The organism is Microvirga soli (genome assembly GCF_016734765.1).
Lineage (GTDB): Bacteria > Pseudomonadota > Alphaproteobacteria > Rhizobiales > Beijerinckiaceae > Microvirga > Microvirga soli.
In genome coordinates, this window is sequence record NZ_JAERQE010000036.1 from 1 (window position 1) to 12,256 (window position 12,256).

The window sequence follows — 12,256 nt, forward strand, 5'->3', positions numbered from 1 at the left end:
GATAATCTGGTCCACGGACGGTCTCCTGTGTTTGAGCCTCTCACGGCCTCATTCTGGCACAGCGATGCCGTAAGGGGCCGTCCACCCCAACACTGTCAGAGACGTATAGCTCGAACACGCGGCTAGGATGCGCCAAGCCGAATCCCGCAGGAACTTCCTTATAGTGTTCACTAAGTGCTTCGACGATTTCATCACGTGGGGCACATGGCACTTGAGCCCAGCTCGGATGAGAGCTATGGGCGAAAGCGATAGCTGCGATGATCGCTAAAGGGATTCCCTTCAAGATTTTCATACCGGAACTCCACTGTTCTAAGTGGCACGCCCGAGCTGGTGAAGAGAGCAGAGCTAGCGGTTGCGAGCCACGATGTTCGACAGCCGTGAGGATTGAAGAGCCGGCTCGGGAAATTTGAACAGTGAGATAAGTGGAGTTTCTGCCTGACTGCGGCCAGAATGGCTGCCGAACAGGAGAAACCATGAGCAAGAGACCGCGCCGGAACCACTCTCCGGCCTTCAAGGCGAAAGTGGCCCTGGCTGCCGTGAAGGGTGAGAAGACCCTCGCCGAGTTGGCGCAGCAGTTCGATGTGCATCCCAACCAGATCACCCAATGGAAGGCCCAACTCCTCGACGGAGCCGCCGGGGTATTCGGGACTGAGCCCAAGGCGGGAGCTGACGCCCCGCCGGTGGACGTGAAGACGCTGCATGCCAAGATCGGCGAGCTGACCCTGGCCAACGATTTTTTGGAAAGCGCGCTCGGCAAAGCCGGACTGTGGCCGAGCGCAAAGCGATGATCGACCGCTCGCATGCCCTGTCGCTGTCCCGGCAGGCCGAGGAACTCGGGATCAGCCGTGGCAGCCTCTATTATCAGCCGCAGCCTGTCTCAGGAGCCGATCTGGCCGTCATGTGGCGGATGGATGAGCTGCATCTGGAGTACCCGTTTGCGGGCTCTCGCATGCTGCGCGATCTGCTGCTGGCGGAGGGCTTCACGGTCGGACGCCTGCATGTTTCCACGCTGATGAAGCGGATGGGCATTGAGGCGCTCTATCGCAAGCCGAACACCTCCAAGCCGGCATCGGGGCATCAGGTCTATCCCTATCTGCTGCGCAAGCTGCCGATCACCCGACCGAACCAGGTGTGGGCCATGGACATCACGTACATTCCCATGGCCCGCGGGTTCGTCTATCTGGCTGCGGTGGTCGACTGGTTCAGCCGGCGCGTGCTGGCCTGGCGACTATCCATCACGCTGGAAGCAGCCTTCTGCATCGAGGCGGTGGAAGAAGCCATCGCGCGCCACGGCTGCCCTGAGATCTTCAACACCGATCAGGGCAGTCAGTTCACCAGCCACGACTTCACCAGCGTGCTGCTCAAGAACGAGATCGCGATCAGCATGGACGGCAAGGGCGCGTGGCGGGACAACGTGTTTGTCGAGCGGCTCTGGCGCAGCATCAAATACGAGGAGGTCTATCTGAGGGCCTACGACAGTGTCGCCGAGGCCCGCGCTTCGAATGGTCGGTATCTGACCTTTTACAACGGCCGGAGGCCTCATTCGAGCCTTGACCGAAGGACCCCCAATCAGGCCTACTTCAATCCGCTGCCGCAGCTTGTGGCAGCCTAACCCCGGCAGACGCTCCACTTAGCGAACCAAAAACGCTGTTCAGACAAACCGAGCCACCTCATAACGCCAATAAATCTCGCTAATGGCCCTGAGGCTTTGTTCGCGGCAAGATCCGGTCGCGCAATCCGAAGTGCCAGAGCGGACCATCGCCGCTCGTCGTTGTAAAGGCAACGTAAAACCCCCTGGGCGGTTCTCGTCCTAGCCGGCCACCGTGTACTCCAACGGACACTGTATAAGTGGTGAGCACAACGGGCAGACGAGCAGTGCGCACCCAGCCTTAACGACATCCGACGACCAGCAACCTGACGCCTCGCCCACAAAATCTGCTCTCCAGCGTACGAACCCGACAGAGACGCAGGTCCAGTCTAGGAACGCTTGCCGCTAGGTTATGTTGTCTGTCAGACAGTTTGGTGCGCTGAAGCATTGCTGCCGCGCGGCTCTAGCCGAGACGACGCTTCGTGTCTGGCAATTAGACGCGCGTCTGGGCAAACTACTTAAGGAGTTGAGTATGATGAAAGGGTCTCTTGTCGCGGCATTGCTCGGCACCGCTTTGCTAAGTCCAGACGTTGCCTCGGCTCAGACCGCCCTGGGCGGGGGTGAGGGCAAGGCAGCGCCATCAGTGCTCCAGGCCCAGGCACGCATTCTGCAGGCTCAGGATAATGCGGTCCTGCCCAACCAAGCTATGCGCGTGGGAGAAGTCGAGCGGCGCGACATCTATACTCCTCGTGGTGAGAGGCTTGGGAGCGTGAGGCGGATCGTTCTGAATGTGACTGATGGACGGACATTCCTCGTGCTTGAACGTGGCGGCCTTGTCGGCTTGGGTGATAAAGAGTTCCCGCTTCCAGTGGATCGCGTGTACGTCCAGGGTGGACGCCTTGTCGTTCCGGGCCTTACGGAGGCAGAGCTCGAAGCGGTGGCCGACTGGGATGTGAATGACCACAAGTATCGCGAGTTAGCAGATTCGGAGATCATCAATGTAAGCCGGAGGTGAATGTTCGTCGCTGGATGCATGTACCATGCTTCCAGTGATCAGGACCCACGCGGCTTCGGCCCAAGCCTAACCTTAACCAGCGCTAATCTGCGGTGGGTGAGTCATTCGATGCATCATGAGCCGTCGACGCTCGTGCGGTGTTTGTACGCTCCTGATCAGATCTACGCCGCCATTCGGACCGAGCATTCCCGTTCGGCATCGTGATTCCTGCGCTTATATGAGGCCAAAGCGCAGCGTTTTGTACATCGTTCGATGACAAGGCAGCGAATGTTAGTTTCGCCCTGTCTACAGGTGAAACCCCGCTATCATAGCCCCACTTCGGGATTGGCTAAAGGAGCAGTGCAATTCGAGGAACGGAGAGCCGGCGAGATCGTTTCAGCCGCGAACTCGCGCCGGGAGCGTCGGCGCGAGCGCGTGGCTTCCTGCATGCCTGCTCCCGCAGGGAGGGCAAGGTGTGCGGGGCATTATTCGGTGGCAGGGCGCCCCCGAGGCTGAGCCTCACTTAGGTGGGACTTCCTGAGGTACCGTCTATGGGCAGAGCCGGATTGTATTCCGGAGCACGCTTGATTTCGTCACGCGCTTGGGAGGTTTGCACGGTGTGATCGGTCCAGGAGACGTCATCGATCCATTCCGTCGTGACAAGAACCATCTTGCCTTGCCACCAGTTTTTCGTGTCCACGATCAAGTAACGTATCAACCAGTTGCTCCCATCGACCAGAAGGTCCTCGACGTGCCCAATATCGCCGTCCGAGGCGCGAACATAGTAGCCGGTCACCTCTTTGGCGCTGCGCAGACGAGGATCGCCGCTCGGCTGCTCGTGACCCCGGCCGCCTCCGCGGGTGCCGTCAACGGTCACAGCACCCGCGGCGGCAGCCGATGTGGGTGCTAGGATGGGGGCCACAGGGAACACGGGATAAGCAGTTGTCGATGCATAGGCAATGCCGGGGGCTGACCAGTAGGGCGTCCACCGGTAGGCGTCATAGATCGACGTCTCCATCTGACGCGAAACCGGCAGGTCGATCCCACTTCCTGGGCTGTTCTCTACCTGCTCTCTTGTCAAATCGACGGCAATCGAGGGCGCATCGGGTTTGGCGGGGGCCACGTGAGAGGCGGGAAGCAACACCTTACGGCCAAAGAGCCATGATCCGGTGCTTACGACAAGCCAGCGTGCTCGCCAGGTGTCGTCCTCGAACAAGAGGTCACTGATGTTACCGATCTCACCGTCCCGAGCCGCGATCGACAAGTTCGTGAGACTTGATGTTCTGAGAAGCATGTGCTGAGCTCTAGCCAGTTAATCAGTCGCCCTGTGACGAAGTCCGAGGATACACGAACCGTTCCTAGGAATATGGATAGACGTGGTACGCCAGCGGACGATGCACTTCGCGATCCTGTTGATTGGTGTTTGCTGAAGTCTGTTGAGCGATGTCTTGCTTAATGTTTGCATGCTCGCTGCGGGATTCATCAAAGCGGTCGAATACGCAGGTTGTTCTGGACATGTGTCACTCCTGACACGGTGTCGGCGATATCCTCCGCCCGGCGCTTCTCGAAGGGAGTCGAAACAGTTCCGGAGAGTATCACCTCCTGGCTCTTAACCGAGACCTCGATGTCAGACGCGTCGACATGCCCGTCTTCAGTGAGCCGGTGGCCTACATCGTCAAGGATCCGATCGTCCGGGCGCCGGTAGTTGCGGGGTCCGCGTCCACGGTAATCCTGCTGGAGATCGTCGTGGCTCTCCAGGCCAACAGCCCTGGTCAGGTCCTCGTAGAACGCTTCGGCGGCGCGGAGGAGCTTGTGCGCCGCCTCGCGATCCCGCTGGCTGGACTGGCCCGCAGTGCGACTCGGAACGGAGGTGCCATATCGGACCTTGCCGGAGTAATCCCTTGCGCCGCGCGGTGAGGTACTGGGGTCCCGGCGCTCAAATCCGTCCTCTTCTCGGCGAAGCGGCTCTGGGCGAGTAGTTACCCATTCGTGACCGGGGAAGCTTCCCTCTCCATAGTACCTGCCTGGCAGCCGTGGGTCCAAGAGCCGAGGGTCCTCTTCGCCGTGTCCGTAACGTGCATGTGCAGGGCGCCGCTCAAGGTAAGCCCCCTCCTCGGCGCGGTACTCGTTCCGTAGGTACTCGCTGAGATCCTCGTCGGCTGTTCGAAAACCGCTGCTGGAGCTCCGTTTTTGATCGGCCATGTTGAAGTCCTCTCAATGTAAGGTCCAGTGTCACCGGGGAATTCTTTTGATCCTTCCAGGTTCCGTCAAAGCAAGCTGGTGGAGGTCGGTAGGAGCTTCGGTTGTGTGTACATCACCGGACCAAAACCCTCCATCAGCCGAACCAAGGGCCGTCTTGAAGATATTACCCGCAGCACCGGCGATCATCTTCGGCGGGTTCTTAGGTCATCGCTGGCGTCACTGAGGTTTACTCCCATGGATAGAATGAATGATGCGCTAAAGCTCGCCACTCTGTTTGTCGCAGCCGTGGCAGTTCTAACCGCGGCTGAGGAAGGAGCTTTCGGTCAGGCACCGGGCTCATCTGCAGTCGGCGGCGACATTGCGACGCCCGTCGAAATCACGATGAACACGGTCAACAGTGACGTCCAGTGCGGTCCGCCACGGGCCCGATTGCCGGCGCGCGATCCTCTTGACTTGAGGGTTATGAACCGTTCCGAGTTCCCGATCATGTTTGTTGCGCCTGAGTTCTTCAAGGCATCGCAGCACATCGAGTCCGCCGGCTTTGTTATGGATCTTGTGAAGGGAGGATTTCTCGTTGCACCCAAGAGCACGGTCAGGGTCCTTCTGCGGACTCCGGCGCCCGGCGAGTACTACTTCTCCTGCTTCCACCCGAATAGCATACCGAATCCTGCATCAAGCGGATTCCTGATCGTCGTGCCTGCCGCAACCTGATCCGCGTGGGCCTAGCAGCTGCGTCTGCTGGCGCGAGGAAGGAGATACGCTCGGAAGTCGGATCACTGGCGTACAGAGGGTGTCTTCAGCCAGGAACCGGCTGAATACCACTTACCTTGTTTGCCAGGAGATTGCTCTCAGGTGCACCATGTCCAATGAAATTTCGCAGATTTCTAGACGACCAAGCTTCATTGCCCTAGCCGCTGTGGCGGCGCTCGGCTGGATCGTAGCAATCTGGTCGATCGGGTCCAGCTCGCGTCAAGAGGACTATCTCAACGAACGCATCCAGCAGCTGGAAGCCACTCACCAGGTCGCCGTGAGCCAGCTGGAAGAACTGAAGCGCACGGCAGGAACCGCCGAAAGCCTCCAGAGCCAGATCAGCACGGCGCGCGCGGACTTGGCGAGTCTTAAACAGCAGCAGGAGAAAACGGTCCAGGCATTAGCCACTATCCGCAGTGAGACGGAGGCAGCAGATAGGCGGCTTCAGGAGTCCCGGCAGGCTCAGGCAAAAGTTCAACAGGATCTCACCGCCGCGCGCGAGCAGCTAGCTGCGTTGGAGCGCCGCCAAGCGGAAATGGTAAGAGTGGTCGGCGAGATCACGGTGAGCCGGGATCGCGTCATGGCGGAACTAAACGAGGCGCGAGAGCGGTCCGCGGCCCTGCAGCAGCAACTCGCAGGAATTGCGGACCAGCTGGCGTCACGACGGAGTGAGCTGGCTGCTCTTGAGGAGCAACGGTCCGCCCGACCCTCCCGCGACGATACTCCCCGCCAAACTGGTTCAACCCTGGTCAATGAAGGTTTGGCCAACACGGGGCAGCAGATCTATCGCTGCGATGACAATGAAAGTGGCTGGATTTGCTCCGCAGAAGGCGTGTCAGCGGGCGACGAGCGGCTGCACCAGAGCGTACCATACCCTCGGCAATAAGGAATCCAACAGGCGGCTTGGATGAAGATGCGAGCTCGGAAGTGGGATCGCACAAGTGACGTGGGCGATCCATTGGCTGGACCATAGCCGATCTGCACTGCACCTCAAACCTCGTTGGCTACGGCTTCTATGACTGGAGCGGACAGGTGCTCGGTGGACTGGAAGGCGATTTACGTGCCCCCGGCTGCCGATCCGGGCTGATTGCCGCTATTGGTCCTACCCTTGGGAGGAGTGGAATGAGTTGCCGACGTAAGCGTCTCGGCTTGATCCTGCTCCCACGGTAGCGGCTGACCTGGCACGGTGCGTCCCTCGACCATATCAAAAGGCTGCAACAGACGCGGGACGATCGGACCAGCGGTATCGTCTGTTCTGAGAGGAGAACGCGACTAAACTTACAGGGAGCTTTCATACAGAGTCGAACCTCGTAAACCGAACCGGGTATCCCAGTTGAACGTGTGTGCGGGTCTACGCTGCATCTTTGGCTCAAAGGTTACTCGCACCAACACTGCCTGACTTGCACGGGTCACCAGCTCCATTCCGGATGACTTCATGAAATTGATGTCGTGATCACGGGCTGTCCAACCCCGTTTGTTTCGGGCATCACTGGTTCGTCAGCGTACTGTCTTCGCTCCATCGGGCAGGAACGTCCCCCCTGCGGTCCGGTTCACTGATCAGGCGCCATTGACGGTGCCGACTGTCGCTAACGGTCCCTTAGAGGGGCAAGCCGACAGTTTCCCGCTGAAAGGTGACCAGCGGCCGCTTGAGAATGGTTGGCGCTGGTTCTGGACTGCACAGTCCAATGAACCGTGCGGGGTCAGGAGGTGGGATGCCCTACCGTCTGCGCGCCGTACGAAATCGAAAGACGAAGAGGAAAGCTTACAATGCGTGATATGATACTGATGACTTCCGTGCTAACAGCACTGGCCTTCGGGTCCACCGCAGCGCTTGCGCAGTCCCAATCCGGGACACCCGCCCCATCCTCGTCCTCCCAATCAGCGCAGCCCGCATCAAGCACGATGCCGAAAGCCATGTCTCAGGATAAAGTTCGCCAAGTCATGAAGGACGCAGGCTTCACCAACGTCCGGATCCTTGATGCCACATACTTGGTCCAGGCTTCGACAAAGGACGGCGACCAAATCCTGGTCGTCCTCAATCCACCGGCACTGGATCGTACTGGAACACCCGCGACAATCGGGGCTACTAGCGGGCCGTCGGGTGGATCCGCCGGGTCTTCGGGCGGGAGCACCTCTACTGCACCCAAACAGTAATGGCGTTGTTCGACCACACCGTCTACAGATCAAGCGCGAGGGGCGGGATGTCACCGCCCCTCGCGTGCGAGTAGATGTGCAATGGGCATCCAGAGGTCGCACAGCCGTATTAACGTGGTCACCGTCAAGTTGATCGCAATATTGAGGCACCGACATCTGAGGTGGCGAGCGGGCATCGCATTCGCGTGACTTGGGGGACATGCAAGGATCGGCTTACGCTGGTTGCGTTACAACTCCGCCACCATCATAGCGTTGCTGGGTGGCCGTATGCAGCACCGGCGAGGTGTCGACCTGCGCGGCATTGTGTGCAGGCACTCCTCTAAGCGACCCGCGAAACCAGCAACCGGGCAAGGGGCCCTCTGCGTCGAGCGACTTAGGCTGTCCGAGATGTGCCTGCGGGTCAAATCCTCGACGCTTCCGGCACTCACTCACGGATCAGATTCCAGGATCTCGGGAAATAGGCTAATCTCTGTTCAACCAAAGCGGAGCGTCAGTCGTGATGCCGTTTAGCGCAATTCTAATCCTGGTAGTGGTCTTGTTTATCGTCGCGACTGTGCCGGTCTGGCCATATAGCCGTACATGGGGTCTTTGGCCCAGTGGTGCGTTTGGCCTGATCCTTGTGGTGCTAGTCGGCATGCTAGTCTTGGGCTAGCCAGGCACTGCCGTCGGTTGCGCGGCGATGAGGAGCCAGGTCGCGTTGTGGATTTCCCTGTCTGTCATGCAACGCGGCCAGATCGGCAAGAGCAGAACAGAAGCAAAACACTCCCCTGTGATCAGATCCAAAGTACAGGAACAGAAATGGCTAGATTACGCTTGGGACTAAGGGTGCAACTTGAGCACTTAGTTTTGAGCGGATGCGTACCATGAGAGATTTGGTCAGATCTGTGCCGGACTGGTTGCGACGGGCAACGGCATCGTGGGCGGTTCACAAGGAACTTGACCCCTCATGCGGGCCCAGCGCTGAGACACTTGGCCAACGGATGATGCCGGAGCCTGCACCGGGCAGTGGGGGAGAGGATATCTCTCGCGAGTTTTACATGCTCTTCCGAGAAGTAATGGAGGGAGGCAAAGGTTGGCCCATCATCGGTTTGTCCCTGGTGATCGTTGCCGTGTTGATTGGGAACATGTTTGGCCAGGTCCGCCTCAATGAGTGGAATGGCGCATTCTTCGATGCGGTGGAGCGGCGAAACTCCAATGCCTTCCTCCACCAACTGTCAGTGTTCCTAGGTGTCATCGCGTTCCTGCTCGTTATGGTGGTCGCACAGACCTGGCTGCAGGAGCGGCTCAAGATCCGTCTGAGGGAGCGCTTGACCCACGTTTTGCTGGACACTTGGATGATGCCGAAGAGAGCATACCAGCTCGGGTTGGCCGAAGCATCCGCCACGCAGCCCGACCAACGCATGCAAGAGGACTGTCGTCTGCTCTCGGAGTTTTCTACGGAACTCGGCGTTGGAATGTTGCAGGCTTTCATGATGCTCGCAAGTTTCATCGGGGTTCTGTGGACGCTCTCGTCGTACGCGAGTTTTGACTTCCGCGGAGAAGAGGTCGTGATACCTGGCTACATGGTCTGGGTAGCGATCGGGTATGCCGGGATCGGTTCAGGCCTTACTTGGCTGGTGGGGCGCCCGCTGATCCGCCTGAACACGATCCGCTACGCCCGCGAGGCAGACCTCCGGTTTGCCTTAGTACGGGTGAATGAATGTGCCGAAAGCGTTGCTCTCTATTCTGGCGAGAGAGACGAGCGGCGGAGTCTCGATCATGCGGTCGACGCCGTATTGACAGCAACGCGCAGGCTTTCTGGCGCCCTCGCACGATTGACCTGGATTACATCCGGATATGGCTGGCTTGGGATCATCGTGCCGATCCTTGCCGCCGCGCCCGGATACTTCAGCGGCCGGCTCACATTCGGCGAGCTGATGATGGTCGTGGGAGCGTTCAACCACGTTCAAGGCGCCTTGCGGTACTTTGTCGATAACTTCCCAAAAATTGCTGACTGGCGGTCGGCCCTGCTTCGCGTGGTGACATTTCGCCATGCTGCCGTCGATCTGGAACGCTCCCTCGGCGAGCGGGGGCGTATCGGGAGGCAGCTCCACCCAAAGGGCTGGCTGAGCTTCCAGAAGCTTTCGGTTTCGCTCCACAATGGGCCTCCGCTCATCGAGGAAGCCACTGTTGAGATCCGTACGGGCGAACGCGTCCTGATCGTAGGAGCCTCAGGAACAGGAAAGAGCACGCTCTTCCGCGCGATTGCAGGGCTTTGGCCCTGGGGGAAGGGCCTGATCCAGACGCCTCATCCCGATCAGATGATGTTTCTCCCGCAGCGTCCTTACCTCCCGCTCGGAACTCTGCGCGCGGCACTGTGCTACCCGGCCGCGCCCGATGCATTCGATGATGCGACGGTTCGGAATGCTCTTGAACGGTGCGGCCTCACGGATTTCTATCAGGCCCTGGAAGAGCATAAGAGGTGGGATCAATCCCTTTCACTTGGCCAGCAGCAACGGGTGGCTTTTGCCCGGGTTCTCCTCCATAGGCCGTCCTGGGTGTTTATGGACGAAGCAACCTCCGCTCTCGACGATAAATGCCAGGATTCGATGCTTTCTTTGTTGTGGGATGAGCTTGCGGATGTGTCGGTCGTCTCCATCGGGCACAGGCCGGGCCTGGAGGATTTCCACACCCGGACAATTCATCTCCACAGGACAGGCAACGGTGCAAGGCTCCTGGCGATGCCGGCCCCTCCAGCAGGGGCTTCCACTGGCTCGGCCTTGCAAGCTCGGAACGGCGCGTTAGCCGGCCTTTGAGCCGAAGGTGACTACCCGATAGATATACCAAAACACAGCAATGGTTAGAATCGCGTTCGTGACAGGATCAAGCCATTCGGCCACCACATGATATTGGGACTCCAGCACGTAACCTGCTCCGGCCAGGAGGGTTGTCCAGAGAATGGTGCCCAGCGTCGAGTACAACAGGAAGCGGCCGAAACTCATCTTTACCATGCCAGCAGGAACTGAGATCAAGGTCCGTATCGCGGGGACCAAACGTCCCAAGAAGACTGCCTTCCCGCAGTGGCGGGAGAAGAACGCTTCAGCACTGTCCAGATCCTGCGGCATCAGTGTGAGCCATCGTCCATGGCGGGCCGCGAAGGATTTCATACGATGCATACCGATCCACCGTCCGAGGAGATACCAGAGAGACGTGCCGATGACCGAGCCGATGACGCCGGCCAGCACGGCGAGCATGATCTGGAGCTCCCCGCGGGCTGCCGTGAAACCAGCGAGCGGCATAATCACCTCAGACGGTATGGGCGGGAAAAGGTTCTCCGCCAACATCAGCAGCGCGATGCCAAGATAGCCTGTCCTTTCGATGAAGGTTGTAATCCACTCGAACATGACATCTCCCAGCAGGGCTGACTTCAGCTCGGCGTAGCACTCGGCGCTGAGCGTAGTGTCTCCTTGAACCGCACGGGCCCCTCCTGGTTTTGAGCCGTTAAACAAACATCTGTCCGCCACCGTACTAAGAAGATCAACCTCAGCATTGCGGATCAGGAACGGGCGGAGCACCCTCCCGTTGCACCCCAACTGACGTCCCGAGGGGAAGAGAGTGTCCGTCCAAAATCTGCCAACGGTAGCACTGGTCGTGATGGCCGGTGTGTCAGCCCTCTCAGAGCTCAAGGCGCAGAGTGGCCGGGCGGAGGAAGCTGCGTACGACATTGGCAGAGCCGATGTCGAGAGAGGGCGCGCCGTCGTCGTTGGAGCCTACGCCGTCCCACCCGGCCCAGATGCGGGTCTCGGGTCGCCTGCGATAAGTCCGCAGGCGGGAGCGTGCTTCCAGTGCCATGGAATGGATGGCAAAGGTGACAAGGCAGCTATGTTCCCGCGGCTGACGGATCAAACATACAAGTATCTCTATGACTCCTTGCGGGACTACGCGTCAGGTGTGCGCCAAAGTGCGGTAATGGCGCCCATCGCCAAGGCCTTGAATGACCAGCAGATGCGCGACGTCTCTGCTTATTACGCTGCGCAGAAGGCAGCCGATTATCCGCCTGCGGATCCTGTGGATCCTCAAATCTTGCAGCACGGTGCCGCACTTGCAGCAGTCGGAAATGCGACACGCGGCGTTCAAGGGTGCATCAACTGCCATGGCCCGGATGGTGTCGGCCTGCCGCCGACGTACCCCTATTTAGCGGGCCAGTACGCAAGGTATCTGGAGACCCAGATGCAGGCTTGGAAAAGCGGCCAGCGCAAGGGAGACGGCTTCGGCGTCATGGAGCACATCGCCAAGCGTCTGACGGACGACGATATCCACGCTGTCTCTCAATACTACGCAGCAATCCGCCCGCGAGTTGTCACCCCTGAGAAGTCTGAACATCAAGCTTTGACGGCTCCCCTGCCCCCGACACCCAGCCCAAACTCGGTGAGGTAACGATGCGCTTAACCTTTCGTCCAATCATTGCCGCAGGATTTGCTATTATGTGCCTCAGTCACATGCCGGTTCTTGCGCAAGGCAACTCGAATAGGAGCAGTGACCGCTCCGAACAAGGCAGTTCGTCGCCTGTTCAGGGAAGTGTCAGCAAG

11 protein-coding genes are annotated in these 12,256 nt (G+C 59.2%); 7 read left to right on the forward strand and 4 right to left on the reverse strand.

The window, feature by feature from the left end; translation table 11 throughout:
* Nucleotides 1-473 precede the first annotated feature (473 nt).
* Nucleotides 474-1,612, forward strand: a protein-coding gene (locus JKL45_RS22240) for an IS3 family transposase (protein ID WP_201863837.1) whose coding sequence is annotated in 2 segments (ribosomal slippage) — nucleotides 474-741 and nucleotides 741-1,612 — 1,140 coding nt in all. Because the reading frame shifts where the segments join, the coding sequence is not laid out codon by codon here.
* 508 nt (nucleotides 1,613-2,120) lie between these two features.
* On the forward strand, nucleotides 2,121-2,603 hold the full coding sequence (locus JKL45_RS22245) for a PRC-barrel domain-containing protein (protein WP_201863838.1): 483 nt from the start codon (nucleotides 2,121-2,123) through the stop codon (nucleotides 2,601-2,603).
* Between the two features lie 502 nt (nucleotides 2,604-3,105).
* Here JKL45_RS22245 and JKL45_RS22250 read toward each other — a convergent pair.
* Together JKL45_RS22250 and JKL45_RS22255 are read right to left on the reverse strand one after the other, a co-directional pair.
* On the reverse strand, nucleotides 3,106-3,876 hold the full coding sequence (locus JKL45_RS22250; RefSeq protein WP_201863839.1) for a PRC-barrel domain-containing protein: 771 nt from the start codon (nucleotides 3,874-3,876) through the stop codon (nucleotides 3,106-3,108).
* A 188-nt stretch (nucleotides 3,877-4,064) separates the two neighbouring features.
* A complete protein-coding gene (locus JKL45_RS22255) occupies nucleotides 4,065-4,784 on the reverse strand; it encodes a BON domain-containing protein (protein WP_201863840.1) in 720 nt (239 codons plus the stop codon).
* A gap of 105 nt (nucleotides 4,785-4,889) precedes the next feature.
* On the opposite strand from JKL45_RS22255, the gene JKL45_RS22260 reads away from it, so the two are divergent.
* The 4 genes from JKL45_RS22260 (at nucleotide 4,890) to JKL45_RS22275 (ending at nucleotide 10,483) form a co-directional block, all read left to right on the forward strand.
* On the forward strand, nucleotides 4,890-5,495 hold the full coding sequence (locus JKL45_RS22260) for a cupredoxin domain-containing protein (protein WP_201863841.1): 606 nt from the start codon (nucleotides 4,890-4,892) through the stop codon (nucleotides 5,493-5,495).
* Between the two features lie 148 nt (nucleotides 5,496-5,643).
* Nucleotides 5,644-6,420 carry a hypothetical protein gene (locus JKL45_RS22265; protein WP_201863843.1) on the forward strand — a complete coding sequence of 259 codons (777 nt, stop codon included), beginning with the start codon at nucleotides 5,644-5,646 and terminating at the stop codon, nucleotides 6,418-6,420.
* Nucleotides 6,421-8,187: 1,767 nt separating this feature from the next.
* A complete protein-coding gene (locus tag JKL45_RS22270; protein ID WP_201863896.1) occupies nucleotides 8,188-8,340 on the forward strand; it encodes a DUF3309 family protein in 153 nt (50 codons plus the stop codon).
* A gap of 403 nt (nucleotides 8,341-8,743) precedes the next feature.
* Nucleotides 8,744-10,483: an ABC transporter ATP-binding protein/permease gene (locus JKL45_RS22275; protein WP_281401795.1), complete on the forward strand. Its 1,740-nt coding sequence runs from the start codon at nucleotides 8,744-8,746 to the stop codon at nucleotides 10,481-10,483.
* Here JKL45_RS22275 and JKL45_RS22280 read toward each other — a convergent pair.
* Together JKL45_RS22280 and JKL45_RS22285 are read right to left on the reverse strand one after the other, a co-directional pair.
* Entirely contained in the window at nucleotides 10,469-11,071 is a 603-nt protein-coding gene (locus JKL45_RS22280) for a DedA family protein (RefSeq protein ID WP_201863847.1), read from the reverse strand. The two genes, JKL45_RS22275 and JKL45_RS22280, sit on opposite strands and share 15 nt — an antisense overlap.
* 271 nt (nucleotides 11,072-11,342) lie before the next feature.
* Nucleotides 11,343-11,519, reverse strand: a complete 177-nt coding sequence (locus tag JKL45_RS22285) for a hypothetical protein (RefSeq protein ID WP_201863850.1) — start codon at nucleotides 11,517-11,519, stop codon at nucleotides 11,343-11,345.
* 30 nt (nucleotides 11,520-11,549) lie between these two features.
* On the opposite strand from JKL45_RS22285, the gene JKL45_RS22290 reads away from it, so the two are divergent.
* Nucleotides 11,550-12,104 (forward strand): c-type cytochrome, encoded by a 555-nt coding sequence (locus JKL45_RS22290; RefSeq protein WP_246498810.1) that lies wholly within the window; start codon nucleotides 11,550-11,552, stop codon nucleotides 12,102-12,104.
* The last annotated feature ends 152 nt before the right edge of the window (nucleotides 12,105-12,256 follow it).

Excerpts from the sequence above, each read along its gene's own strand:
- JKL45_RS22290 (WP_246498810.1), top strand. The coding sequence starts at position 11,550 with ATGTTCCCGCGGCTGACGGATCAAACATACAAGTATCTCTATGACTCC.
- JKL45_RS22250 (WP_201863839.1), bottom strand. The coding sequence starts at position 3,876 with ATGCTTCTCAGAACATCAAGTCTCACGAACTTGTCGATCGCGGCTCGG.
- JKL45_RS22265 (WP_201863843.1), top strand. The coding sequence starts at position 5,644 with ATGTCCAATGAAATTTCGCAGATTTCTAGACGACCAAGCTTCATTGCC.
- JKL45_RS22285 (WP_201863850.1), bottom strand. The coding sequence starts at position 11,519 with ATGGCACTGGAAGCACGCTCCCGCCTGCGGACTTATCGCAGGCGACCC.
- JKL45_RS22270 (WP_201863896.1), top strand. The coding sequence starts at position 8,188 with ATGCCGTTTAGCGCAATTCTAATCCTGGTAGTGGTCTTGTTTATCGTC.
- JKL45_RS22245 (WP_201863838.1), top strand. The coding sequence starts at position 2,121 with ATGATGAAAGGGTCTCTTGTCGCGGCATTGCTCGGCACCGCTTTGCTA.
- JKL45_RS22255 (WP_201863840.1), bottom strand. The coding sequence starts at position 4,784 with ATGGCCGATCAAAAACGGAGCTCCAGCAGCGGTTTTCGAACAGCCGAC.
- JKL45_RS22280 (WP_201863847.1), bottom strand. The coding sequence starts at position 11,071 with ATGTTCGAGTGGATTACAACCTTCATCGAAAGGACAGGCTATCTTGGC.
- JKL45_RS22275 (WP_281401795.1), top strand. The coding sequence starts at position 8,744 with ATGGAGGGAGGCAAAGGTTGGCCCATCATCGGTTTGTCCCTGGTGATC.